The 26,307-nt window shown below is 44.0% G+C and carries 25 protein-coding genes; 14 read left to right on the top strand and 11 right to left on the bottom strand.

Annotated elements, in window-relative coordinates; translation table 11 throughout:
* Positions 1 to 13 precede the first annotated feature (13 nt).
* Positions 14 to 985, bottom strand: a complete 972-nt coding sequence (locus tag FKQ60_RS01380; RefSeq protein ID WP_040904797.1) for a chemotaxis protein — start codon at positions 983 to 985, stop codon at positions 14 to 16.
* Between the two features lie 470 nt (positions 986 to 1,455).
* Here FKQ60_RS01380 and FKQ60_RS01385 point away from each other — a divergent pair, with 470 nt between their 5' ends.
* The 7 genes from FKQ60_RS01385 (at position 1,456) to pilW (ending at position 8,830) form a co-directional block, all read left to right on the top strand.
* On the top strand, positions 1,456 to 1,689 hold the full coding sequence (locus FKQ60_RS01385) for a hypothetical protein (RefSeq protein ID WP_040904267.1): 234 nt from the start codon (positions 1,456 to 1,458) through the stop codon (positions 1,687 to 1,689).
* A gap of 121 nt (positions 1,690 to 1,810) precedes the next feature.
* Positions 1,811 to 3,202 (top strand): TolC family protein, encoded by a 1,392-nt coding sequence (locus FKQ60_RS01390; protein ID WP_154168002.1) that lies wholly within the window; start codon positions 1,811 to 1,813, stop codon positions 3,200 to 3,202.
* On the top strand, positions 3,199 to 4,173 hold the full coding sequence (locus FKQ60_RS01395) for a biotin/lipoyl-binding protein (RefSeq protein ID WP_154168000.1): 975 nt from the start codon (positions 3,199 to 3,201) through the stop codon (positions 4,171 to 4,173). Before FKQ60_RS01390 ends, FKQ60_RS01395 begins: the two co-directional genes overlap by 4 nt.
* Before the next feature lie 4 nt (positions 4,174 to 4,177).
* Positions 4,178 to 5,341, top strand: coding sequence for an ABC transporter permease (locus FKQ60_RS01400; RefSeq protein WP_004395146.1), 1,164 nt, complete (start codon positions 4,178 to 4,180; stop codon positions 5,339 to 5,341).
* The gene (locus tag FKQ60_RS01405) at positions 5,328 to 6,476 is read left to right on the top strand and encodes an ABC transporter permease (protein WP_154167999.1); all 1,149 of its coding nucleotides are present in this window, start codon (positions 5,328 to 5,330) and stop codon (positions 6,474 to 6,476) included. The genes FKQ60_RS01400 and FKQ60_RS01405 overlap by 14 nt, the downstream gene beginning before the upstream one ends.
* Before the next feature lie 427 nt (positions 6,477 to 6,903).
* The gene (metA, locus tag FKQ60_RS01410) at positions 6,904 to 7,845 is read left to right on the top strand and encodes a homoserine O-succinyltransferase (protein WP_170905895.1); all 942 of its coding nucleotides are present in this window, start codon (positions 6,904 to 6,906) and stop codon (positions 7,843 to 7,845) included.
* 268 nt (positions 7,846 to 8,113) lie between these two features.
* Positions 8,114 to 8,830 carry a type IV pilus biogenesis/stability protein PilW gene (gene pilW / locus FKQ60_RS01415; protein WP_170905971.1) on the top strand — a complete coding sequence of 239 codons (717 nt, stop codon included), beginning with the start codon at positions 8,114 to 8,116 and terminating at the stop codon, positions 8,828 to 8,830.
* On the opposite strand, the gene FKQ60_RS01420 is transcribed toward pilW, so the two are convergent.
* Positions 8,831 to 9,055, bottom strand: coding sequence for a hypothetical protein (locus tag FKQ60_RS01420; RefSeq protein ID WP_158143816.1), 225 nt, complete (start codon positions 9,053 to 9,055; stop codon positions 8,831 to 8,833). It abuts the gene before it with no gap.
* 125 nt (positions 9,056 to 9,180) lie between these two features.
* A complete protein-coding gene (locus tag FKQ60_RS01425; RefSeq protein ID WP_040904263.1) occupies positions 9,181 to 9,687 on the bottom strand; it encodes a M48 family metallopeptidase in 507 nt (168 codons plus the stop codon).
* A gap of 144 nt (positions 9,688 to 9,831) precedes the next feature.
* Between FKQ60_RS01425 and FKQ60_RS01430 the strand changes: the two genes are divergently transcribed.
* On the top strand, positions 9,832 to 10,065 hold the full coding sequence (locus FKQ60_RS01430; protein ID WP_170905896.1) for a glutaredoxin family protein: 234 nt from the start codon (positions 9,832 to 9,834) through the stop codon (positions 10,063 to 10,065).
* 10 nt (positions 10,066 to 10,075) lie between these two features.
* Here FKQ60_RS01430 and FKQ60_RS01435 read toward each other — a convergent pair whose 3' ends face one another.
* Positions 10,076 to 10,945 (bottom strand): LysR substrate-binding domain-containing protein, encoded by an 870-nt coding sequence (locus FKQ60_RS01435; RefSeq protein ID WP_154167992.1) that lies wholly within the window; start codon positions 10,943 to 10,945, stop codon positions 10,076 to 10,078.
* 117 nt (positions 10,946 to 11,062) lie between these two features.
* Between FKQ60_RS01435 and FKQ60_RS01440 the strand changes: the two genes are divergently transcribed.
* From FKQ60_RS01440 to FKQ60_RS01455, 4 genes are all read left to right on the top strand, one after another.
* The gene (locus FKQ60_RS01440) at positions 11,063 to 12,259 is read left to right on the top strand and encodes an MFS transporter (protein ID WP_170905897.1); all 1,197 of its coding nucleotides are present in this window, start codon (positions 11,063 to 11,065) and stop codon (positions 12,257 to 12,259) included.
* A gap of 216 nt (positions 12,260 to 12,475) precedes the next feature.
* Entirely contained in the window at positions 12,476 to 13,036 is a 561-nt protein-coding gene (locus FKQ60_RS01445; protein ID WP_115342677.1) for a DUF1415 family protein, read from the top strand.
* 116 nt (positions 13,037 to 13,152) lie between these two features.
* Complete coding sequence (locus FKQ60_RS01450; protein ID WP_004395137.1) at positions 13,153 to 13,503, top strand: DUF2750 domain-containing protein; 351 nt, start codon at positions 13,153 to 13,155, stop codon at positions 13,501 to 13,503.
* 218 nt (positions 13,504 to 13,721) lie between these two features.
* Positions 13,722 to 14,300: a nucleoside triphosphate pyrophosphohydrolase family protein gene (locus FKQ60_RS01455; RefSeq protein ID WP_154167990.1), complete on the top strand. Its 579-nt coding sequence runs from the start codon at positions 13,722 to 13,724 to the stop codon at positions 14,298 to 14,300.
* A gap of 100 nt (positions 14,301 to 14,400) precedes the next feature.
* On the opposite strand, the gene FKQ60_RS01460 is transcribed toward FKQ60_RS01455, so the two are convergent.
* The 6 genes from FKQ60_RS01460 to FKQ60_RS01485 form a co-directional block, all read right to left on the bottom strand.
* Complete coding sequence (locus tag FKQ60_RS01460; protein ID WP_170905898.1) at positions 14,401 to 17,475, bottom strand: efflux RND transporter permease subunit; 3,075 nt, start codon at positions 17,473 to 17,475, stop codon at positions 14,401 to 14,403.
* An 8-nt stretch (positions 17,476 to 17,483) separates the two neighbouring features.
* A complete protein-coding gene (locus FKQ60_RS01465; RefSeq protein ID WP_154167986.1) occupies positions 17,484 to 18,602 on the bottom strand; it encodes an efflux RND transporter periplasmic adaptor subunit in 1,119 nt (372 codons plus the stop codon).
* Positions 18,603 to 18,640: 38 nt separating this feature from the next.
* Positions 18,641 to 19,363: a TetR/AcrR family transcriptional regulator gene (locus tag FKQ60_RS01470; protein ID WP_154167984.1), complete on the bottom strand. Its 723-nt coding sequence runs from the start codon at positions 19,361 to 19,363 to the stop codon at positions 18,641 to 18,643.
* A gap of 372 nt (positions 19,364 to 19,735) precedes the next feature.
* Positions 19,736 to 20,491, bottom strand: a complete 756-nt coding sequence (gene btuD, locus FKQ60_RS01475) for a vitamin B12 ABC transporter ATP-binding protein BtuD (protein WP_154167982.1) — start codon at positions 20,489 to 20,491, stop codon at positions 19,736 to 19,738.
* Positions 20,478 to 21,473 carry a vitamin B12 ABC transporter permease BtuC gene (btuC, locus tag FKQ60_RS01480; protein WP_170905899.1) on the bottom strand — a complete coding sequence of 332 codons (996 nt, stop codon included), beginning with the start codon at positions 21,471 to 21,473 and terminating at the stop codon, positions 20,478 to 20,480. The genes btuD and btuC overlap by 14 nt, the downstream gene beginning before the upstream one ends.
* A 70-nt stretch (positions 21,474 to 21,543) precedes the next feature.
* Positions 21,544 to 22,572, bottom strand: a complete 1,029-nt coding sequence (locus FKQ60_RS01485; protein ID WP_170904584.1) for a succinylglutamate desuccinylase — start codon at positions 22,570 to 22,572, stop codon at positions 21,544 to 21,546.
* 292 nt (positions 22,573 to 22,864) lie between these two features.
* Here FKQ60_RS01485 and FKQ60_RS01490 point away from each other — a divergent pair, with 292 nt between their 5' ends.
* Together FKQ60_RS01490 and FKQ60_RS01495 are read left to right on the top strand one after the other, a co-directional pair.
* Positions 22,865 to 23,554 carry an NAD(P)H-binding protein gene (locus FKQ60_RS01490; protein WP_170905900.1) on the top strand — a complete coding sequence of 230 codons (690 nt, stop codon included), beginning with the start codon at positions 22,865 to 22,867 and terminating at the stop codon, positions 23,552 to 23,554.
* 271 nt (positions 23,555 to 23,825) lie between these two features.
* Positions 23,826 to 25,205, top strand: a complete 1,380-nt coding sequence (locus FKQ60_RS01495; protein WP_154167976.1) for an L-cystine transporter — start codon at positions 23,826 to 23,828, stop codon at positions 25,203 to 25,205.
* 97 nt (positions 25,206 to 25,302) lie between these two features.
* On the opposite strand, the gene FKQ60_RS01500 is transcribed toward FKQ60_RS01495, so the two are convergent.
* The gene (locus FKQ60_RS01500; RefSeq protein ID WP_158138534.1) at positions 25,303 to 26,166 is read right to left on the bottom strand and encodes a DMT family transporter; all 864 of its coding nucleotides are present in this window, start codon (positions 26,164 to 26,166) and stop codon (positions 25,303 to 25,305) included.
* Positions 26,167 to 26,307: the final 141 nt, after the last annotated feature.

Raw genomic sequence — 26,307 nt, forward strand, 5'->3', positions numbered from 1 at the left:
ATATTGATTATTATTAAAAAATAAAACTATCCATCAAACCGACCATCTTACCAATTTCAGGTTTAGTGATAGTGTCGTTAGCACCTAGAGCAAGCGCTTTAGCTCGGTTATCATCGCTCATTAATGATGAGAACATGATGATTGGTGTTTGGTTATATGCTTCATTCTCACGTAACCGTTTGACTAAATGCATCCCATCCATACGCGGCATTTCTACATCAGTCACGATGGCATTTACCAACTCACTAACGGAGGTATTCTCTTCTTTGGCCACACGCTGAATATCCATTAGCTTTTCGTACGCTTCTCCCCCATCTTTACAAGCAATCACGTTATAACCAGCTGAACTCAGCGTTTCTTGAATCATACTACGAATAAATGCCGAATCATCGACTACCATGATCGTTTTAGCATTGCGTTTGCTGACCATTTTCTGATTTAAATCAATCGAACGATCCATTTTAACATCGTATTTACCCATACTTAATTCTGGGTTGATGTCAGCAATGATTTTCTCAAAATCTAAAATCATGATCAGCTTTTTGTCTTTACGGACGACGGCAACGACACAGTCTTGCTCACCAGCTTCTAAAAATTGACTCGGTGACTCAACATCATTCCACGAAATACGGTGAATTCGACTAATACTGTCAATTAAAAATCCGTTTGTCATACGGTTAAAATCGGTCACTATAACGTATTTGTTCTTAATATCTGGGCGAGTGGGAACACCAAGCCAACCAGCAAGATCGACTAAGGGTGTTAATATTTCCCGAGAAGAAAAGACCCCTATCATGTGAGGCTGTGCATTGGGATAATCGGTGGTTTCAGGTACACGAATGACTTCTCGTACTTTGGCAACGTTAATCCCGTAGTAACAGGTTTTCGTCTCACCACTAGGCAATAGTTTTTCTAGATGGAATTCAATAATTTCCAGCTCATTAGTACCACTTTCTAATAAAATTGTATTATTTGGATTGCTCATAATCATTCACATCTTTTCGGCAAAGCGTTAAGTTCGTTCCTTTTTGTAGTATATACGCAAGTCGTCCAAAGAAAATGATAATGGGGTAGATTGTTTATTTAATTTGTTATCTATACCCAATTACCAAGAAAAAAGTCTCTCGTTAATCCGCCATGGCTCCCTTAAACCGTGCTATTGCCAGCAAGTCTATGAATATAGATGAGTAGTTGTAAAAGAAGCACCACAGAACCAATGATTAACCCATTAAAATGGGAAAAATAACACCTCAATAGAAACTCTTTTGCATATCAATATGTGACATCGATCACTTATAATGTCGCTTATTTTTTACTCAACAGGTACGTTCTTCTATATACTGATAAGTGCAGTGAGGTGTTAAATCATCAATCATTCCCTACTCATCATAATCATTTAAATAGATTAGGAACGATTGACTTATCTCATTTTACATCGTCAGGAGGAAAGTCATTATGGAAAAAGATGCTTTAGGTATATGCCTTTCACGAGACATGCTAAGCGAGCATCTTCTGTCAACGTTTACTCATGTTCGGGCTTACGAACTGGCGGTAGAAAACGATGAACAAGTCCGCGTATTATTCGCTTTTCCACAAATGTCGGGCAAGGATGTGCTCACTACGATGCAAGGCACGAAAAAATTGATTTGGCGAGCAGATTTCTTCTGTCCCCATTTCCCTCATCGATAAATCAAAGCTGATTCGTGGTAACGAATCAGCTTTGAACTCTTGTTACAACAAAATACTACTCTCTCGAAAAAAAACTCGCTACTATAGAGCAATCACTCTAAATCGAACTCTGAACGGTAACATGAAGCTAAAAACCATTACTTTGACGTTGTGCTCGTTGCTGGGTAGTGCTTCTGTCCACAGCATGCCTATTTCGTTTCAGCAAGCTTGGGATATTTTGCAGCAAAGCAACCACTCATTAGCCGCCGAACGAGCCAATGTCGAACATTACCAGCATTTGCAAAGCGCAACGAGTCATCTTAACTACCCTTCTCTATCCGTTAGCGCAACTTATGCTAGAATTGCTGAACGAGATATCACGCTTCCTACACCTCATCTAGAATTACCACTGCCGATCCCCAATACAATCGGTATAACTTTAGCCGATAAAAATGCTTATAGTTCATCCATTCGCGCTATCTGGCCTATCTTTACCGGTGGACGAATCACCGCAGCACAGACAGCCGCAGAAGGACAAAAACAAGAGGCTGAAAGTCAATTTGCCATGGTAGTGCAAGCTCGTTATGAGGATTTAGCCAAATACTATTTTAGCGTGGTACTTGCTCAAGAAGTATTACAAACACATATTGCTGTCGAACAGGGCCTAACCAAACATCGCGATAATGCATTAAAACTTGAACAACAGGGACAAATTGCCTTAGTTGAACGTTTACAGGCCGAAGCATCTTTAGATAAAGCCACTATTGAGCGTAAAAAATCAGAAAAAACATTAGACATAGCTCAAAGTGCGTTGACACAGATTCTGAACCAAACTCAGCCAGTCGCTCCCAGCGGTCAATTGTTTATTAATAAAAACCTCCCCCCGTTAACTGCTTTTATTGAGCAAACATTAGCCACCTACCCAGGTTTAGATCTCTTGAGTGCTAAAGAGAAACAAGCTAATAGCCTGATTAAGGCAGAAAAAGGTAAGTACTATCCCGACGTATATCTGTTTGGCCATTACAGTTTGTACGAAGATGATTCACTTCTCAGTCAACTCACACCCGATTGGATGGTCGGTGTTGGAGTAAGTATTCCGCTGATAGAGAACACTGGGCGCAGTCACCAAGTCCGAGCCGCAAACAGTTTAGTCTCTCAAGTCCGTTCTTTGCGCGCCCAAGCAGAACAAGATTTAACGGTATTGGTTGAAAAAACCTATAAAGAAGCCGAACAAGCTCTAGAAGAAGCACAAGGGCTTAATTCAAGCTTACGCTTGGCACAAGAAAACTTATCATTACGTCAAAAAGCCTTTAATCAAGGTCTGGCCACTTCGCTTGACGTTGTCGATGCCGAACTTTATTTAGCCAGCATTAAAACTCAACAAGCCGTGGCTGGTTTTAACTATCTCATTTCTCTGAGTAAGCTTTTAGCCTTATCGAGTGAGATGCAAACTTTCTCTCATTATAAGCAGATGGCAGTTCCTTTAACGATGCTGCCCAATCACCTTGTCGATTCACAAAGGGAACCTTCATGAAAGCGGTTAAATCTTCTGTTATTGTAATTTCTGTCGTCGCCGCCGTCGCTTGGATAGGTTATAGCTTTTATCAAGCTTATCAGCCTCAACCCATTCGTCTCCAAGGACAAATTGAGTCTCAACAATACAGTATCTCATCCAAAGTGCCGGGACGTATTGATCAAGTCTTTGTTCGCAAAGGGGATCTCGTCAGCAAAGGTCAGCTAATTTTCACCATTCATAGTCCGGAAATCGAAGCTAAGTTAGAACAAGCGATGGCGGGGCAAAGAGCGGCTGGCGCATTAGCTCAAGAAGCGGAAACGGGTTCACGTAGCCAACAAATACAAGCAGCAAGAGACCAATGGCTAACCGCAAAAGCGGCGGCTGATCTGGCTGAAAAAACCTATTTACGAGTGAATAATCTCTTCGAGCAAGGCGTTGTTGCTGAGCAAAGACGAGATGAAGCCAATACTCAATGGCGTGCAGCCAGATACAGTGAAAATGCCGCTCTACAAATGTATGAAATGGCTAAAGAAGGGGCTCGTAAAGAGACCATACTCGCCGCTTCTGAAAATGAACGCATGGCCGCAGGTGCGGTGGCTGAAGTAGAAGCTTATGCCGCTGATACTCGCATTGAAAGCTGGTTTGACGGTGAAGTGTCTCAAGTATTAATGCAAGCCGGAGAATTAGCCCCGCAAGGTTTTCCTGTCGTCACCGTGGTTGATCGCGCCGACTCTTGGGCAGTCTTTAATGTTCGAGAAGATTTATTGCGCCACTTTGAACAAGGATCAACCTTCAAAGCATTCTTACCTGCGTTGGATAAATACGTTGAATTTACCGTGACCCACATCGCAGTAATGGGCGATTTTGCTACTTGGCGATCAACCGATACTTCACAAGGTTTTGATTTAAGGACCTTTGAAGTTGAAGCTCGTCCCACACAACCCGTTGATGGGTTAAGAATGGGCATGAGTGTTGCTGTTGAGTTATAAGACCATGTCAAACCGTCTCCCTTCACAGTGGCAGTTGTTACGTCACGATCACTGGCTACTCTCATGTCTGACTTGGGTGCCCATTACTCTAGCGGCGCTATTATGGTGGATATTTTCCCAAGGTATCCTCCATCATTTACCGATAGGTGTGGTCGACCTATCACACAGCCAATTATCGCGGCAAATGGTTCGTCAACTGGATGCTACATCAACCTTATCGGTAACACGCCACTATCAAAGTGCCTCGGAAGCGAAACAAGCATTAATCTCAAGTGATATTTATGCTTACGTCGTTATTCCTACTCAGTTTGATAAAAGTATTTATCGTGGGGAGCAGCCTCAAGTCAGTACTTTTTACAATAGCCAATATATTTTGATTGGACGATTAATCAATTCAGCGGTTCTTCAAGCCCAAGGAACATTTAACGCTCAACTGGATGGAGCCAGAACCTTAGCAAAAGGCGATCAAACCCTGTTGAGCGCTTTGGGACAAGCGGTGCCTGTTCGAACTCAAGTGACTCCACTGTTTAATAAAAATAATCACTATGCTCAATTTTTAGTCTCTGCGGCGGTTCCTGCACTGTGGCAAATTTTTATCGTGGTCGCGACAATTTTAATTTTAACGGCAAATTATCGTGAATATGGTCTACAACGTTGGTTAGCGGCTCACCCTTTCCGAAACCTGAGTAAAACACTGGCTCCCTATTTTGTCATTTTCCTACTTCAGGGAATTGGATTTTTAATTTGGTTCTATCAAGCCATGCAATGGCCGATGCACGGTAGATTCTCAATCATCATTGTTGCTCAGATGGTGACTATTTTAGCTTGTATGATTATGGGCTGTTTTTTTTACTTTTTAACCCTTGACCCTGCTCGAGCAATGAGTTTTGCGGGTGCATTTACCGCGCCGAGCTTTGCGTTCATGGGCGTCACTTTCCCTGCCTCAGATATGAGTAGCGTCGCGCTCGCTTGGCGAAGTTTGTTACCCATCAGTCATTATATTGAAGTGCAGATCAGTCAAGTCAATTATGGACTGAACGCTCAGCAGTCACTTCAGCATTTATGGCCAATGCTCGGTTACCTACTCCCTTTAGTGATCACACTCGTGCTTATTAATAAACATCAAAGCAAAGAAACCGCGCTAAGGAGTAATCATGACTCTGTTTAATCTGTTCAAAGCCGAGTTAAAAGCGCTGATAACTAATCCTGTCGTGATGTTAACCATGATCGGTGGTGTGGTTTTTTATTCTTTTCTCTATCCATTACCGTATAGCCAACAAACCCCTCGTGAATTACCCATTACTGTAGTGAATTTAGATAAAAGCCAGACTAGCTATCAACTTGAGCGAATGGTTGATGCTACCCCACAGATAAAAATCATCCAGCGAAATCACTCGATCGTGGATGCCAAAGCAGCCTTTTTAGCTGGCGAAGTGAGTGGTATTTTGGTGATCCCTGAACATTTCTATAAAGATTTACTGCTGGGTAAAAGCCCAACGCTAGCCTATGCCGGAGACGCGGCGTACTTTCTGGTCTATGGCACGGTGGTAGAGGGATTGGTTCAAGCTGGTGGCACTTTATCAGCGAAAGCGAAAGTTGCGCGCTTGGTCGTCGATGGAGAGCCTTTGGGACTCGCGATGGAACACTGGTCTGCACTACAATCGAATATGAAGCCGACTTTTAACCCTAAAATGGGTTATATCGATTACGTTGTGCCCGGTGTATTTGTGTTGATTTTGCATCAAACACTGATTATGGCGGTGGGATTAATGGTCGGTACTCAAAAACAGGGTAAAGGCTACTGGCAGCGCGTCTCTCCACTTCGACTGATTGCAATAAGAACACTGCTGTTTGTCGCCTGTTATTACCTCCTCAGTATGTATTACTTTGGAGCCAGTTTTAGTCGTTTAGGTATCAGTACTCTCGCCAATATGGGGCAATTGCTGACACTTTTATTGCCTTTTTTATTGAGTGCTTGTTTTCTCGGTATCTGGCTTGGTGCGCTCGCCCCAAGGCGAGAGCTCGTCACCGTTGTCGTCTTAATCAGCTCGATGCCTTTAGTTTTCTCTTCTGGCTTTATTTGGCCACTAGAAGCGATTCCGCCCCCTATCACTTGGCTGGCCAGCCTATTTCCAAGCACCCCAGGAATACAAGGTTTTCTTGCTCTTAATCAAATGGGCGCGGAATGGTGGCAAATTGCACCACAATGGACACTGCTTTGGTTACAAACATTAGGTTGGGGTTGGCTAGCGTGGTGGCAATACCGTCGAACCGGCAAAGGAAAACTCGCTCATCATGACTAACTAATCTCTACTCAGGATAATGAAAGTTCTACAAACTTTCTTATCCTGGGTTGGCATGAAATCATAAGAACCAAAGAATGACTTCGGTGGCTTGAGCAGCCCACCAGCCCTTGTATTATCGCCATCGCCCCCCTGCTATACCCTTCCTACTTGAAGCTGCAGGAGTGTTGGCTACGTTTGTTCACCCCAATCATAGAATCTATCTATGCTCATGGGGACTCACTCCACTTGCCGCCGACCTGCAACTCCAAGTTGTTTGGGTATACATGCATCTGTTATCGCTATTAATACGAGATCCTTCCTCTATCTTATTCCTTATCGAAGTTAAATAAATAACCATGATAGATATCACTTAGCTATCGACTTTTAAAGTTGCATAGGTTATAAGTCTAGAAGTATAGACGTCCATTAGCTTAGGGAGCAAGCCGTGCCAATTAAGATCCCCGATCAACTACCTGCAACCGATGTGCTACGCCAAGAAAACATCTTTGTTATGTCTGAATCTCGTGCATCGACACAAGGTATTCGACCTCTTAAGGTATTAATTTTAAACTTAATGCCCAAAAAAATTGAAACCGAGACACAGTTCTTACGACTGCTGTCTAATTCCCCTTTGCAAGTTGATATTGAATTATTACGCATCGATGATCGTCCGAGTAAAAATACACCGGAAGCCCATCTCAATGCTTTCTATCGTCAATTTGATAAAGTCAGTCAACGCAATTTCGATGGCCTTATCATTACTGGCGCGCCGCTTGGATTGGTTCAATTTGAAAATGTCGCTTACTGGGATCATCTACAGCGCGTCATGAATTGGGCCAAACATCATGTCACTTCAACGTTATACATTTGTTGGGCTGCGCAAGCTGGGTTAAAGCTGTTGTATAACCTCCCCAAACGCACTCGAGAAGAAAAACTCTCTGGGGTTTATCAGCATGAGATTCATCAGCCTTTTCATCCTTTACTAAGAGGATTCGATGATACCTTCCTCGCTCCACACTCTCGGTATGCTGATTTCGCCGCTGATTATCTAGAGCAACATACCGATCTCGATCTGCTTGCAACATCAAGCATTGCAGGCGTTTATTTAGCGGCAACGAAAGATAAACGAAATGTATTTGTGACTGGCCACCCTGAGTATGATGCTGATACCCTACATCAAGAATATGTGCGAGATCTTGCCGAGGGTTTGCAACCGCAAATTCCACTCAATTATTATCCTGACAATAATCCAGATCAGCCACCACGGGCGAGCTGGCGAAGCCATGGACACTTATTATTTGCCAACTGGCTTAATTACTGTGTTTATCAACAAACGCCCTATGATCTTGAGCACTTTAGTGAAGATAAATTCACTAAAGACGATTAACACTACTTCCCCTCTTACCTTAGGCTAACTGAGTTTGCTAACTGACTCGCATCCTTGTCGGTTAGCCATTTTTCAAACCCCCAATCATTCTATTATAGACGCCACAACAACTTGAATTTACGGCTGTATTTGGGCTTCGCCAAGATCCTTTAATCACTCTGATGAGTTCTATCGATAATGTGATGCCAGAGAATCAGTGCGATGACACTACTGAACATTCGAGTAAAACAAACATCACAACGTCGCTGAATGGAGAAATGGCATGAAATTGGGAGCCGTATTAGGATTAGGGATCAGTGCCTTGTGGCTAAGTGGCTGCGTTACTATGACGGAACAGGGACAAGCAGAATTACGAAGTACTCCAATTGAAATGGCAGAATCAAGAATTGCGTTAGGGTTAGGTTATCTCGAACAAGGTAACCGAGTAAAAGCTCGGCAAAGCCTACAAAAAGCACTCCAACATGCACCGCACTATTACCGCGCTCAGCTCTCCATGGCGCACTACTTTGAAATAGTGGGAGAGAATGAAACGGCGCAGCAGCTTTATCAAACCGCATTAAGGGAGCACCCCAGAAATGGTAATGTGCTTAATAACTACGGTGCCTTTTTGTGTAAACAAGGGGAATATAGCCGAGCCGATCAATATTTTATGCGTGCCGTTGAGCAGCCTTACTATTATCTGATCCCCGCCAGCTATGAGAATGCAGGATTTTGCGCTTTAAAATCGGGCGATAAACAAAAAGCGCACTATTATTTCGAACGTTCGTTAGATCATGACCCTAATCGTGCTCGCTCAATCCTACAACTGGCTAAGTTGGAGATTGATAATGACCAATTTATTCCAGCACGGCTGCGTTTAATGAAGTTCCATCAACAATATGGATATCAAAAGACATCCTTAGAGCTATTGATTGAACTAGAAAAACGCAGCGGCAATCCTGCGTTAGAAAACAAATATCAGGCATTATTAGCAGAGCTGGTCTAACTATTTTTTGATGTTGGTAGGGCGGCCATCTTTGCCGCCTTTACGCTCGCGATAATTGACACGGCGCTGCTTTTTAACGGCTTTGGCACGTTCAATTTTCTTATATTCACGATAAGCAATACGAATAAACTTAATCAGCCCAGCTAAGAGTAGTAACCCAAAGACGGTCATAAAGGGCACGCAAAGCCACTCAGGTTGACATGGCAGATAGAAGTCGATGTCCATTTGTGGCCTCCTTAGATTTAGGCGCTATTTATACCTCTTACTGATTTATCGGCAGATAAGCCATATTCTTGACTCTGATGTCATTATACACGTAATTTATCTAAAATTTTCGCTTTCAGAACGACTTAACCTTGTTGAGCTCTCAATTCTAGTACCATCATGTATAGTCGAGCATCAAACTCTAACTGATGATAATTAGGCTCCATATGACAACACAGTTGGTAAAAAGCTTTATTGTGGTCTTTTTCACGTAAATGGGCCAACTCATGCACAACGAGCATACGTAATAAAGGCTCTGGTGCTTGTTTGAATGCACTAGCAATACGAATCTCATTTTTGGCTTTTATCTTGTTGCCGTGCACCCGAGAAACATAACTGTGTAGACCGAGCGCATTATTAATAAGATGAATTTTGCCATCGTACACCACTTTACTCAGCGGTGACGTCTTCTTCATATACTGATTTTTAATCGCCATCGTGTAGTTAAACAGCGCTTTTTCACTCTGGATAGCATGCCGCTCTGGGTAACGCTGCTCAAACCAAGAGATCAACTTATCTTGAGTGATTAATTGTTGAATTTGTTCTATTAGCGAGGTGGGATAACCTTGAATATACTTCAATACAGGATGCATAAATTCACTCTGTCGCATCAATTTTTGACGTGGCAGTGTAACTTAAATGGCCCAAGAAGTAATGCCTATTGCCACTACAAGGCGGCTTGTGTATCGGCTCAGCCAGCGTTAGAATTCGCCCTTTTGGTCAAAGTGAGCCTAAAAATGAAACGTGTTGTCCTTTATGTCAAAGACAATTGCCCTCACTGTAAAGATGCCCAGCGTTATTTGGATGCGAAAGGTATTCAGTACCGTTTGTGTAATGCCAAAATGGCGCGCGGTCGCAAAGAGTTAGATGCGCTAGGAGCAAGAAGTCTCCCTGTCCTCAAAATTGGCGATCAGCTCTTGATTGGCTGGAACGTCAGTAATTTTGAACGACTCTATACCCAAAAAAGCTAAGCGCGGCGGATTAAACGTATTGCTTTACAAATTCGATAAACGTTCTATCGGCATTAGATAAATAGCCTTCTTTACGCCACGCTAACGCGAGATCAATGGAGACGGGAGGTGTGAACGGTATTGCTCTCACTTCCGGTTCATTATCTGCGACCAGCTTCAATAAAGCAGTAATCGCGTGTTCTTGTTTAACAATGCTGAGGATCATCGGTAACAGATTAGTCTCAAAAGCAATTTTTGCCTCATGTTGATGTGTTTTACAAACCTTATCAATGAACTCACGGTGAAAATAACCCGTTTTAAACATCACCAGTTGATGCTCAAAAAATTGCTTAAAATCGATCTGTGTTTGAGCAGCCAGTGGATGATGCTGGCCTACAACGGCCACCATCGGGGAAGAGAGTAACGGGTCAGTTTCTAAATCAGCAGGCACATCTTGATTTAAAATCACGCCGACATCGAGCTCTCCTGCTAATAACATTTTGCGTATCGATTGGGTTCCCGCATCAATGACCGTCATTTTTAAATTCGGAAACTGGGTTTTAAACGCCATTACGATCGGTGGAAAAAAATAACTACCCATCATACTTGGTGCACCTAAGCGCACTTCCCCTTTTACCAGTCCTTTGAGTTCATCCATGGCTAATTGAGCATTGTCGATTTGCTGCAAAATTCGTCGAGCATGGTCGATTAATACCGAACCTTCATGCGTTAAACTTACTTTACGATCACCACGCTTAAATAGGTTTACACCCAGCTGCTGCTCAAATTTTTTAATAGCAATACTTAATGCTGGCTGAGCGATGTGCAGTTGCTGTGCGGCATGAGTGAAGTTCTCATGCTCTGCCACCGCAAGAAAATATCGTAATTGACGACTATCCATTAGCTATTAATTAAAGTTATTGCTTCGATATTTATAATATATTTTATTAATCCGGATAACGCTGCTAGTTTGATCACATTAAGCTTCCCTAACGACTTCACCTGGTCAATAAAACGTATGATTGAACAACACAGCCCAGCCTATCGCCGAGTTACGTTTGCTCTTGCACTTGGATCTTTTTTGATCTTCTGTAACTTGTATCTTTTCCAACCAATGCTGCCTTATCTGGCTCAACACTTTGCGGTGTCAGAAACACAAATTAACTGGCTGTTTGCTGCCTCAACGTTAGCATTATCGGTAAGCCTAGTGCCTTGGGCGATCAGTTCTGAAGTTTTTGGCCGTCGCGGGGTGATGCTGCTCGGGCTGTTTGCCATGCCATGGTTTGGATTACTCACTCTATTGAGCGATCAATTATGGGTACTGATCATCAGTCGAGCTTTGATGGGGATTGCCCTAGCCGCTTTTGCGTCTGTTGCGGTGGCTTATATGGTCGAAGAATTATCGCCACAAGCGTTTAACAAAGCGATTGGTGGATATATCGCCGCCAATTCACTTGGGGGGATCAGTGGTCGTATTGCTGGCGGGTTGTTAACGGATGCTTTTGGCTGGCAAACGGCCGTCGTTGCTATGGCTATCTTTACTTTATTTGGCGCATTGATTGTTTATTTTTCTTTGCCCGTACAACACCATTTTACGCCACAACGTAGGCGTTTTTTACAACATAATCAAGCACTCATATCTCATCTAAGACAACGTAACTTATGGTTAGCCATGCTCATCGGTGGCACCAACTTTGCTTTGTTCGTTAATCTCTATTCGGTAATGGGTTTTCGCTTAGTCGCAGATCCGTATGCGCTACCCGTTGGCATTGCCTCATTAATCTTTCTTTGTTATCTCGCGGGCACCATCAGCTCTCGACTCACAAACCGCTGGACATCGCATTATCATCCTGTCGCCGGGATGATTCTTGGTGCCATGGTCAGTATGGCCGGAATGTGGCTAGCCGCCGTCGAATCATTATGGTTTATGGTGTTTGGTTTACTTTTGATAAGCTTCGGCGCTTTTTTCACTCATACCTTAGCTTATGCTTGGGTCAGTCAAAAAGCGGTTCAAGCCAAAGCAACCGCGACCGCACTGTACCTAGTACATTACTACGTAGGGGGTAGTCTGGGCGGATTTTACCTGCTCTATTGCTGGCAACAGGGAGGCTGGGTAATGGTTACTCTTGGTGGCACGGTGTGTTATTTGATTTTGTTCTTACTTTGCTGGCAGCTATACCCAAAGCAAGAAAAAGTGGCGATCAACAGTAAGTAACCGATACAATCTGATATTACTCTATGTCTGAGTAGTATTACGCTGCTAAGACGCTTATTCATCACTATACCCAAACGACTTGGAACAATAGGTAGGCGATCAGTGAATCAATTCCAGTCAGCATCAATCAGCGATGCTGATGGGAATTGACGAAGCTCGCCAACATTACTGCGACTTCAAGTGGTAAAGGGATATTAATCAATGTGCTCAACCATTATGTCAACACTTAGTCCCTCAACGATTACCGAACATGTCAATCAATGGCTCAATGACGTCGTGATTGGTTTAAACTTATGTCCATTTGCTGCAAAACCTCAACGCAATCAGCAGATTAAAATTTTCGTTAGTCAAGCGAGCCGTGAAGAAGCGCTGCTACAAGATATTCTTGATCAATTACTCGAACTGGATACGAAAGAAGCACAAGAGCTAGAGACAACCTTAGTAGTGGTCCCTAATATGTTAGATGACTTTATGGACTACAACTTTTTTATCGATTGGGTTGAAGCCTTGATTCGTCAGCAAGACTGGGAAGGCATTTTCCAAGTCGCGACCTTTCATCCTCATTATTGTTTTGCTGGAACCTGCCCAGAAGATGATGAGAACTTAACCAACCGTTCACCCTATCCTATCTTTCATTTAATCCGTGAACAGAGCATGGAAAGAGTACTGAAACATTATCCGAACCCAGAAGCGATTCCTGAGATAAATATTCAACGTGTTAGTCAGCTCTCTCCCGCTGAACGCAAGGCGCTTTTCCCTTATTTATTTAATCAATAGGCGCGAGAAAAGCGACGAATGACTCTTCGCCAGTGACCGGATATTATCGAAATCTTAATGGGATTTATGCCTTGAAAATGCTACTCTAGTCGCATCATTCTTAGTGAGAGAATAAAATGAGCAAATTAACAGCAGATATTCAAGCGAACCTGGATCTTTTCATCAAAGAGTCCCAAGAAAACAAATTGGTATGGGGACTACGCAATGAAGAAGGCTGGCTTTCTTGTGAATCGACTGAGTTTGAAGACAGTGAAGTGATGCCTTTTTGGTCTTCAAAAGAAGATGCTCAACTGCATAACGTTGAAGAGTGGTCTGATTTTGAAGTGCTTGAGATCCCTCTGGATATCTTTGTCGAAGATTGGTTAATCACTTTAGCCGAAGACGGCGTGCTAATTGGGCCAAACTGGAATGCCACACTAGACGGTAAAGAGATGGAATCTTCTGAACTGGCTAAGCTATACCTATAATCCCAGTGATCATAGACAAGGCGCTGATCGCGTCTTGTCTCTTTTTATGCCTCAACGCTAAGCGCTAAACCAATACTATTCGCTCTCCTATCGACCGATATTGTCGTTCGTTTACGAGAAGCAACAATCACCACGGTATTAACCAAGTGGGTGATTAAACGGCTGCCATTAACGCCTATCTATACACTCTTTAAACTATTTCAACCACGGACTAAACCATGCATTTATCTAAGTTGACTGAAGATATCTACCAACACCTCTATCGTGATATTAGCGAATTTCGTCATACGTTTGATCTCCCTGTCGCTGATCCATCGAGCTTAGATAGCCAAGCCGATACCCTGCATACGTCTTTAATTATTGAAGAGCTGACTGAGCTGGCAGAAGCTGACTGTAAAACCGAGCAAGCCGATGCGATTGTTGATAGCGTCTATGTCTTAATGGGACGCCTGGTGCATTTGGGGCACACTCAGATTACCGACAACCTAACAATCAGTTATCTTATTGATTTGCTGTTAAATGTTGCCGTTAATCGTGGGATAGATTTTCTTCCCTGCTGGGATGAAGTGCATGCCTCAAACATGAGCAAAGTCTGTCGTAACGAGCAAGAGTTTATCGATACTGAAGCGTTTTACGCCAAACAAAATATCCCGCTGACGGCAGTACAAAAAGGCGATTACATCATTGCTAAATGTGCTAAGGATGTCGTGATGGAAGGCAAAACCATTCGTCAAGGTAAGGTGCTAAAATCGGTGTATTATCGTCCCGCGAACTTAGCAGCGCTAACCCAATCGTAAACTGATTCGATCATTGTGTTGTCTAAGGCTATCCAATATAAAAATGGCCGTCTCTTTAACGAGACGGCCATTTTATTAGACTGAATTAATCACCATCGCCTTATGCTGAGGCCTCTGACTCAACTTGACCTTGGTATAAATCTTTAGCCAACAGTAAATACATGGCCGGAACAACAAACAAGGTAAACAGCGTACCAATCGACATGCCACTAGCAATCACTAAGCCCATCGCGTAACGAGAGCCAGCACCAGCACCGGTCGCAATTAATAGTGGGATCATTGCCAATACGGTTGCCGCGGTCGTCATCAAAATAGGTCGTAGACGAATCGCGGTGGCTTCTTCAATCGCATCGCGCTTACTCTTACCATCCATTTGTAATTGATTGGCAAATTCCACAATCAAGATACCGTGTTTAGCGATCAATCCGACCAGCGTCAACAAACCCACTTGGGTATAGATGTTGATGCTGGTGAAACCGAGGCTGGTAAAAATCAATGCGCCACACACACTCATCGGTACGGTAACCATGATAATGATCGCGTTCTTAAATGACTCAAACTGAGCGGCAAGGATCAAGAAAATCACAATCAATGCAAAGAAGAACGTCACAACCAGTTGCTGCCCCTCACTCTTATATTGACGAGATTGTCCGGAATAATCGACGCTAAACCCAGCAGGCATCACTTCTGCCGCAATATTATCAAGTACGGCTAACGCTTCACCGAGCGGAACACCCGGACGTGGCACACCAGAAATTTTCACCGCATTAAGCTGTTGGAATCCACGTAGAGCTTGTGGCTGAACGGATTCACTCAGCGTCACTAAGGCAGACAGTGGCACTAACTCCCCTTGTTGGTTGCGGGTATAATAGTTAGTCAACTGCTCTGGATTAAGACGTTCGCTGCGCTCAACCTGTGGAATCACGCGATAAGAGCGGTTATCCAGTGAGAAGCGTCCAGTATCAGCGCCAGACAGCAGACTGCCTAAGTCAGCGGCAATTTGCTGCATCGACACGCCCATCAGCGCCGCTTTTTCACGATCCACTTCGACGGTTTGTCGAGGACGATTAATTTTCAAATCGCTGTCAACAAAGATAAAGCGTCCGCTCGCCATTGCTCGGCCTAAGATCTCTTGTACCACCTCTTGCAGTGCTTCAAAAGGTTGAGTTGAGCCGATGATAAATTCAACCGGTGTACCACCACCAGGAGAGGGCAGTGACGGTGGCACTAAAGCAAAACTATTGAGCGCGGGTTGCTGAGCAAGAAAAGGCTGAATGTCTTTAGCCAGCACATCATGAGTGAGCCTATCACGACGCTCCCAAGGCGCTAACACGATCCCAGCAATGGCCGTGTTGGTTCCACCCAACCCATTAATGATGAAGACGTTCTCAATTTCTTCCACATCATCAACCAATCTATCCAGTTCTCGAGTACTTTGTGTCAGTGCATCCAGCGTATGATAGCTATCGCTTTCCAAAATAGAGAACACGAAACCTTGGTCTTCTGGTGGCTCTAACTCTGAAGGGCTGGTGATAAACAAGAAGTAACAAGAAACCAGTACAATCGCACCAAAGGTTAACACGACACTCTTACTATCCAGTAAGCTGTGCAGCGTGCGTTGGTACGAATGATGTAATCGGTCAAACTGCTTATCTAACCACTGCTCAAGCGATTTCTCTTTTTTGTTATCGCTGCTGTGTGGCTTAAGAATATAAGCACACATTACTGGCGATAACGTTAACGCAACAATACCCGATAGAATAACCGATGCTGCAAGAGTAAACGCAAATTCAACGAATAATACGCCCGTCAAACCACCAACAAAACCGATCGGTAGAAAAACCGCAACCAAGGTCGTTGACATGGTAATGATTGGCCATGCAAGCTCACGCGCCCCTTGGATCGCCGCATCAATACGACTTTTACCTTCTTCAATATGACGGTGAATGTTTTCGAGCATGATGATCGCATCATCGACCACAACCCCAATCGCCAGTACCATCGCCAGTAGCGTCAGTAAGTTGATAGAGAAACCCAACAACCACATCAAGAAAAAAGTACCAATCAACGATACAGGTATCGCCACCGCAGGGATGATAACCGAGCGAAATGAGCCTAAAAACGCATAAATAACGAAAACAACGATTGCCAACGCCAAAATAATCGACATCACTACTTCATCAATGGCATTTTCGATATATTCCGTCGAGTCATAAGCGATGTACGCAGAAAGTCCTTGAGGCAGCTGAGGAATAATATCTTGATCCCACACTTGACGAACATCTGCGATCACATCCAACGCATTCGCATCCGGAGAGACTTCGATACCAATAAAGGTTGCAGCTAAGCCATTAAAGCTCACCGAACTCTCGTAGTTCTCAGCGCCTAATTCAACCTCTGCAACATCGGCTAAACGAACAACGCTTTGACCGTCACTGCTGACCACCAGTTGTTTAAATTCTTCAACATCGCGTAAATCAGTCGCCGCCGTTAAGTCAATCGCGACCATCTGCCCTTTAGTACGACCTAACGCCGCTAATACGTTGTTACTGCGTAACGCCGTCGCGACATCGCTCCCCGTTAAACCATACGCGGCCATTTTGACTGAATCTAGCCAGACTCGCATAGCAAACGTACGTGCACCAAGAATTTCCGCTCGTTGCACGCCAGGAATGGTCGATAGCTGAGGTTCTACAACTCGAACTAAGTAATCGGTGATTTGGTTATCACCCAATACTTCTGAGTAGAACGCCAAATACATCGCCGCGACACTTTCGCCGACTTTTAAGGTCACCACCGGTTCACGAGCGTTTTCCGGTAACTCTGAGCGAACCTTATTCACCTGAGCAGCAATTTGCGTCAACGCTTGGTTAGGATCGTAATCGAGGCGTAAATACGCTTCGATGGTACTATTACCCGCGACCGACGTAGAGACTAAATAATCAATCCCTTCTGCTGCGGCAATTTCCCGCTCTAATGGTGTGGTGATAAAACCTTGGATAAGATCCGCATCAGCTCCGACATAAGTGGTACTGACACTGATCACCGCATTTTGGATCTCAGGGAATTGGCGAACATTCATATCCATAATGGCTCGTAAACCAAGTAAGATAATGAATAAGCTCACCACCGACGCTAAGATCGGTTTTTTAATAAAAACATCAGTAAAACGCATGAATACTCCTACTGATTCGCGGGTGATGGGTTCACTTCCGCACTCGGTTGAACACGCGGATTGTCACTAATTATGATTTGTGACCCATTACGTAACTTGAGTAAGCCGGAGGTTACAATCCGATCGCCAACCTCTAAGCCTTGTTCCACCGCAATCAGATCGCCACGACGCTCACCCGTTTGCACAAACCGTTGTTGTACCACTAACTTGTCATCTTGCTCTTCAATCACAAATACTGAGTTACCATAAGGGTTAAACTGAATCGCGGTTTGCGGAATTAAGCTAACTGAACGTGGTTTCCCCGTATCCAATTGCACGCGAGCAAACATACCCGGACGCAATGCGAGATCTTGGTTATCCAGAGTGGCTTGTACTTCAATACTTCGACTTGCTTCGCGAACTGAAGGCGCTATAGCAGTAATTTTCCCGGTGAAAACTCGGCCAGCAACGGAATCAACGTTGACTTGCACGCTTTCTCCTAGACGAATATTAGCCAACTGCTGCTCGGGTAAAGTGAAGTTGAGATAAATTGGGGCAAATGATTGTAATGAGACAACGACACTACCCGGAGACAGTAGCTGACCCAAGCTGACTTGGCGCAATCCAGCAATACCATCAAAAGGGGCAAGAATGGTCTTTTGCGCGATCCGAGCTCGTTGGCTTTCTACTGCGGCAGACGCTTGCTTGGCTTCACTCTCACTGCGACGCAGCTCTGACTCAGAGACATTTTTCTCGCGGAACAGACGCTGATAACGCGTCAACTCGATATTGGCTAACTCTTCCACCGCTTGTAATCTTTTTAGCTCCGCTCTATCGACCGAATCATCCAAAGTGACAAGTAGCGTCCCTTTTTTGATATTACTACCGTTAGCAAAATGGATACCGTTGATGATACCACTCGCTTCAGTGGTTAAATCGGTGCTATTAACGGCGACAAAACTACCAATTGCACTGACAAAGGGCTGCCATTCATCGGTGGTGACTTCGCTAGCCGTCACGGTTACCGGTGGAATCGGCATGTTATCGAAAAATTGATTCATAAAATGGTTGCCGACCGCTTTGTAGGCAAAAATGCCACCAAAAATCAGCGTACTGACGATTAACATCAGGATCATGCGTTTTAACATGAAAACTCCTTGCTGGTTGATCCTAAAAATAAAAAGGGTTAGTGAAAAGCAGGATACTTTTCTAGTTCGATTTTCAATGCCGTTACTTTTTGTAAAATAACGTTATCCTCCAGTGATAATAAGGGCTGCCACTCCATCCCATTAAGTAGCATCGTGATGTTACGATAAAGTTGCATCGAATTAGGTGATACCGCTAATGCCTCTAGTAAGCCATCGGCATTAACCAAAGCATGGTGGCCTTGACACTGCGCCCAAGGCGCTAAAGAGAGATCCATTGCGTGATAGCCATAATCAGGCAGCTCACCGCAATCAAGCGCATCTTGGGTTATTCTACTGACGATCTCGCCAATTGGTTTACAGGATTGGAAAATTTTCTGCTTATGAGCGACAGAGACATTTTCCCATACTGCTTCCGTAAAAACGTATTGTTCTAATTTGGCATGTTGCGGATAACGCTGCTGAAATAAACGATCGGCAATCGCTAAAGCCAACATTTTATCGCGCCCGCTGACCTCCAATTGAGCAATACATTCAAAACGTTCGGTTCTATCCGCTGCCTTTAAGCCGACAATAGCGGCCAATAAATCCTCTCGGCTTGCAAAATGTTGATAGAGCGTCCCCGTCGCGTATTGACACTGCTTGGCCAATTTCGCCATATGTAAATTCAAGAATCCATCTTGCTCAATCATGTCGCAAGCGGTTATTAAGAACAGTTGTTCTCTTTCTTGTCGCTCACGAAGCTTTCTTTCTGATGTTGTCATAATCAAACCATACTTGAATGGGAAACAGATTATGAACGTGATTCAAAAAGCGATCAATTTTGATTGTTCACACTTAGTTCACAATTTGTATCAAAATGTGAACTGCAACATCATTTATTCTCATCAATGACTCCCCATCGATGAGAATAAGCAAGAATAGGCAGGGAAAAGAATAAAAAAAGCCACCTTAAGGGCAAGGTGGCTAAAGACTATCAAAGTCTAACAAGAACGAGAATGTATCAATACGTTTAATGCGATTGGCATGCCAAGTTTTTACAATCAACCATCTTATTGTTTATAAAGGATTTTTATAAAACGCCATTGCCAAAGGCGAATCATTATTGAACCACGATGGTGCTTGATGCACCACCATCAATCAAAGACTAAATAAGGCTGCCCGGCAATCTCCACTTGTTGAACGGCGGTATGAAAAACGTGTTGGATACGCTCGGCGGTTAACACTTGTCGAGGTTCACCTAATGAATGCATCACCCCATTATCTAACAGTAATACTTTATCGGCATAACGTAGCGAACGGTTCAAATCGTGATTAGCCATGATGACCGTGATCCCATCGCTGGCAATACGCTGGATGAGGTCATACAGCAGTCGCTCTTGCGCAATATCTAACGGAGCCGCAGGTTCATCGAGGATCAGTAATCGGCCAAATGGATTTAATGTCGGCCAAATTTGTAGGCAGCTACCCGCTAAACGTACTCTCTGCCACTCTCCACCCGATAAATGGTGGATAGAACGATAGAGCTTATTTTGTAAACCCAGCAGTGTGACCAATTCTTGCAGTACTTCGCTGACTCGAGGTTCCTGATAACTGACCCCTTGGGGAAGGGATAACTCTAAATATTGAAACACATCAAGATAAAAAGCAGGTTTATCACTTTGCGATAAGTAGGCACGAACCTGAGCTTGTGCGGGTAATGAGAGTGACAATAAATCAACATCGTCTAACTGCACCGAACCTTGGCTAGTGATCATACCTGCTATCGCTGCTAATAAAGTACTTTTACCACTCCCATTAGGACCAATCACATGCAGCACTTCTCCGGCTACCGATTGAAAAGAGAGCGGCAGTAAACGTTGCCCAACGTGTAAATGACTAACGTTTATCATGACTTCTCACCAGCATCCAAATAAAGATTGGGGCTCCAATGGTTGTCGTCACCACACCAACAGGCAATTCGGCGGACGTAAGAGCAAGCCTTGCCAACATATCAGCCGCCACCAGCAGCAGAGCACCACACACAGCGCAAGCAGGCAACAACATACGATGCTCACTCCCCAATATAAGACGCAACAAATGTGGAATAACCAAACCAATGAAGCCAATGATGCCAGCTAAAGCAACACTCACACCAACTAATAATGAGATAGCAACAATCAATTTCCAACGTATTGCTATTACGTCTAATCCGAGCTGTTTGGCATGAGTTTCACCTAGCATCAATTGATCAAGAGATCGTCCTTGAAACAGTAACCAGATAATAACGGGTAACGCCAAAAGAGACAGAGCATGTTGATACCAACTGACACCACTTAAACTGCCCATCAGCCAATACATCAGCTGCCTTAGACTCAAGTTATCACTAAAATAAAAAGCCCATGTCACTATCGAGCCGGACAGGATGCCTAAAGCAACCCCAACTAGCAAAAGACGCGTAGTGGTTAAACTCGTCAGCTTGGCAATCGATACCAAAAGAAAGGTAAAAACTAACGCGCCCATCACGGCAGCTAACATAAACAGCGATGGCGTAGCAAAGGTAGGAAAAAAGAATAAGACAATCACCATCGCCACACTGGCACCACCAGAAATCCCCAAGATTCCCGGTTCGGCTAATACGTTACCCAATAGTACCTGTAACGTAGCTCCCGACAAGGCCAGTGCGCTACCGATAACGATAGCCGCCAGTAATCGAGGTAGGCGTAACTCTAAGATCAATTGTTGTTCAAGAATCGTCCAATCTGAACCCAGCCCGATAAAACGCTCACCGACCATTAAATAAGTCGCACTTAATATGAATAACAGGCAAGTAAAACTACCAATCACCCATCGCCAGCGGCGCTGTTTGTTGGCAATTAATTGGTTGAAGTTCATCGGCCTAATAGCATAAAAAAATAATGGGGCTAACCTTATCGTTAACCCCATTGAAGCTCAAGTGCTTTACTTAATCATAAACCAATTGATCATCTTCATATCGAGTATCCACCTTGCAGACCATTAAGGCCGCACGTTGACCAATCGCCACCTTGCGGTTGGGAAACACGATCGCCTCCCCTTCATTCTTCGCCATTAAGGGTTTATCGCCATCATGGCCAAATACTTCCCCATGCATAAAAGAGGTGAAGTTTTCTACATCGTCACCAAAGCGAAAATCAAAATCTTCGTGTAAGCGAACAATCGTTCGGCTCACTCGATACATGATGGTTTTCTTGGCTAAATGTTCCGACTGCTCTGCCGCGATTAAATCGCGTAATGCGAGATCAAATGCGGCAAGGCGTGCCAAATCATTTTCACCCAGTTTTGCCACTTGACCGAGTTCAACGGTCATCGCTTGCGCAGCAAAATGCTCGGCACTGAACCAGCTAAAGGTACTTGCAGGAGCATTAGAAAGCATGACAGCTTCAATGTGTGCGCTCTCGATAAATGCCATCAAAGCACGACTACGGACTGGATGACGAGTTTTCGGGCTGACAGCAAATGAATAGTGCTTTGACAAACGAATCGCACAGTGTAAATCGAGATGCCAGCGAGTCTCTGGTGCCGTTTTATTAAAAAACTGGCTGACCTGCGCTTTTAAGTTGGTAGCGATATCCGCTTCTAAACTCGCAGCATGAGGCTTATCATCAAATAATCGGTTGAGATTTTCTTCTATAAAACGGGTATGGCGCAAAGTGGCTTGTGGATGAGCGACGATAAATAAACAGCGCTGCTGCACACGTTGAAATCCGCTGACGATATCATCAATAATTTTATCGACCAGCTCCATTGGCGCCGTTTCATCACCATGCACACCACAGGATATGACGATATTTTTACTATCCGCAGAATAATGTGCTGGTAATACTTCAAGGACACCACGTTGCCACAGTTTAAGTCGGACGCCTGCTTGAGTGGTGATTTCTTCGCTGACCATCGGCTGGTCAATATCCAAACTATCGAAAAGAAAAGATCGGCGAAAGAGGGATGTCGTCATGCGCTACTCCTTTATTGCACAGCGGGTATGGTAAAGAATTGTTTAGCCAATTTATGTAGAGAGGATCTCACTTATCAAAACCCGAACGCTGAATAACCTGCAAGTAAGCATCACAAACGGATTTAACTCCCCGAATTCTAACACTAAATATTGCTAATGCACTAGAGTTGGGTTATTCGTGCTGATAGTCAACCACTTGATATGATCAGCATACACCCAAACGACTTGGCGTTGCAGTTTCAAGCACGAAGGGGATACACACTTTGGATAGCAACGAATTTTAGGAATCAGTATGAATAACATAACTCAAAATCCGGTGATCATGATTGCAGGCGCCACCGGCTTAGTCGGCACTTGCGTATTACGACGCTTATTAGCTGAACCTGCCATCCAACATATCTATGCACTGAATCGACGGAGTTTATCGCTGCCTCATCCTAAATTAACCGAGTTGATTGATTCTGAACTCAGTATTATCCACTGGCCTGAGCAGCAGCCTCGCCCTCAGTATGGCATTATCGCGCTCGGCACAACGCTTAAGCAAGCCGGCTCTAAACACGCTTTGGAGAAAGTGGATTTTGAATTGGTTTGTCAGGTGGCGCACAGTATGAAAATCTTGGGCGTGACTCGGCTTGCGATTGTCTCTAGCTACGGAGCCAATCCCAGTGCCCGCTCCCATTACTTACGCTGCAAAGGACGCATGGAAGAAACCATTCGTCGGCTTGGGTTTGATCATCTGGTGTTTGTTCGTCCAGGTCCGTTAGTCGGCCAACGTGAACAGCCGAGAAATGATGAAATTTGGCTACAACGAATCATGAAATTAGGACAATTTTTTCTATTTGGTCGCCTAAAAAACCTGATCCCGATTGACGCCGATAAGGTCGCTCAAGCACTCTTGTACGCTTTATTTGATCAATCAACCAAACGAGTTACCGTTTTACCCTCCGTAGCGATGCATGAACTGGTCAAAAAATACCAATAAACCGACCACTTAATCACCACACTGATGCCAATACAGCCAAATAAAGCACTCAATAACTATTTGTTCTACATTATGCCGTTTTGGTCTTTTAAGGTTGATTTAGATCACGCTATGCTCAGCTGGTCTTATTACCCCTATACCTACACCATTTATCGGCGCAGAGCTGTAGCAGCTTAAATGCAATGGATGACGCTACCAGATAACGTTAATGGACTTAACTTTCTGCACGGTTAAATTAAGTGTTGTTTTACCCCTGTTAAGGATGTCTATTATGTCAGTTGCAGCTATCGCTATGCTTGCGGTATTTGTCGGTATTTTGCTGTTCCTGTTTGGTCAACAGAAAAAAAGCCATTCGTTATCGCGCTTAGTTCTATTAGGTCTAGTGCTTGGTAGTGTCTTTGGACTCGCCCTTCAGCTTATTTTTAACCAAGGTAGTCCCGTTATCCGCGATGTGCTCTCATGGATTTCGATTGTTGGTAGCGGCTATGTCGAACTATTGAAAATGGTTATCATGCCATTAGTATTAGTATCGATGATTTCTGCCGTGGTGAAACTGGATAACAGCGGTTCATTGGGTAAAATCTCCTTTCTCACCATCTCAATTTTGCTGTTCACAACAGCGATTGCCGCTTTGATTGGTATTTTGATCACTCATGCGTTTGGCTTAACCGCTGAAGGGCTAACCGAAGGCACACGTGAAGTGGCTCGAATGGGACAACTTGAATCCCGCGCATCAACCGTTGCTAACTTAACCATTCCGCAAATGCTGATCGGTTTTATTCCATCAAATCCTTTTGCTGATCTGACTGGCGCCCGTTCGTCTTCAATCATTGCCGTGGTCATCTTTGGTATTTTAGTCGGTATTGCCGCACGTAAAGTGATGCAAGAGAAAGAACAGCTTGAAGCGCCTATTCGCCTCTTTGTTGATGCGCTGCAATCCATTGTGATGCGCTTGGTTAAAATGATCATCGCCCTCACACCTTACGGTATTGCCGCACTGATGGCGAGAATGGTTGCAACATCAAGCGCGAGCGATATTTTAAACTTGCTCGGCTTTATCGTCGCTTCTTACCTCGCGATTGCTTTGATGTTTGTTGTGCATGGTTTATTGGTTGCTTTGGTTGGCGTTAACCCTAAAACCTATTTCCAAAAAATTTGGCCAGTACTGACTTTCGCGTTTACTTCACGTAGCTCGGCGGCCACCATTCCATTAAACGTCGAAGCTCAGATCACTAAGCTTAATGTACCACCAGTGATTGCTAACTTGTCAGCCTCGTTTGGAGCAACAATTGGACAAAATGGCTGTGCCGGAATTTATCCTGCAATGCTAGCGGTGATGGTTGCTCCATCAATGGGGATCAACCCGCTGGATATCCATTTCATCTTGTCATTGATTGCCATGATCACCATTAGCTCGTTTGGTATTGCTGGGATTGGTGGTGGCGCAACGTTTGCCGCGCTGATTGTACTTCCAGCGATGGGGTTACCTGTGACAATCGCAGCACTGCTTATCTCGATTGAACCGTTGATTGATATGGCACGTACTGCACTTAATGTATCGGGATCAATGACAGCGGGTACTATCACCAGTCGACTCATGAAACAAACTCATGAGCCAGAAGCTGAAACACAACCTGTCCAAGCGTCTTAATCATTAACAATTGCTTAATCACTAAAAAGCCGACCTGTATATTGGTCGGCTTTTTTGTCTCTTTTTTCTATCAATGATGAATTAATGGTCGTGTTAATTATCGCCAACGCAGGATCCCTAAGCGATACAGTGCTAACGCCGAAAGCAACAAAGCACAACCAAGGATTTTATTCAAAGGCATGGTTTCCGCATAAACCAGCATACTAAGAATCAATGTCCACACCGGTTCCAATAACATTAATAAAGCCGCATTGGTCGGATTAGCATGCTTTTGACCAATAGTTTGCATCAGATATCGCAGGCTCGTGGCCAATAACACGCTCAATGCAAACCACTTCCAAGTCATAATACTTACCGATTCTGGCCAGCGTTCAAATAACCAACAGAGTACTACCCCCAAACAACCGACAGTAAAAAGCTGTAATGTGGTTAATAACATTGCGGGCAATTTTGCGGAGTATTGACTATTGAAGTTAAAATGTAATGCCAACCCCATCGCCGCCGCTAAAAACCACAACTGATTGACCGCAATTTGCCAAGCGCCATTCCAAGAGAGCAAAAACAATCCTAATACTGCAATTGGAAAAGCCAGCCAAAAAGCTCGATTCGGTCGATTACCGTGGAGCGGCCAAGCAAGTAAAGGCACAAATAGCATCGACAAACTCATGATGAATGCGCCTTCGCCCAAGGTGGGACTTAATGAAATCGCATGTATCCAGCAAAAAAGCGACCCCCCTAAAAAGACGCCGACCCCCATTGCGCGCAGACAATCTTGTCGAGAGGCTTTTTTTAAAGCTGGGAAACAAAACGGCAGTAAAATCAGAGAGGCGGTAATAAATCGCAAGCCAATAAAGCCAAACGGTGGTAATTCTTCAATGGCTTGTTTTGAAAACACCCAACCCGCAGCAGCGAGCAATGTTGTTAATACAAAAATCGATTCAGCGCGAAATTTAACCATCATGGTAAGGTCACACAAAGGCAGGAAAGAGTGAACAGATTGTGCGCCAAATGTAAAAATAAAACCACTCTTCATCGACTAAATATCAATGATTTAGCTTTGCTATAACGTGTTAACAACCCATCTGCAAGCGACACATAAATA

The sequence above is a fragment of the Vibrio sp. A11 genome, assembly GCF_013048705.1.
Lineage (GTDB): Bacteria > Pseudomonadota > Gammaproteobacteria > Enterobacterales > Vibrionaceae > Vibrio > Vibrio metschnikovii.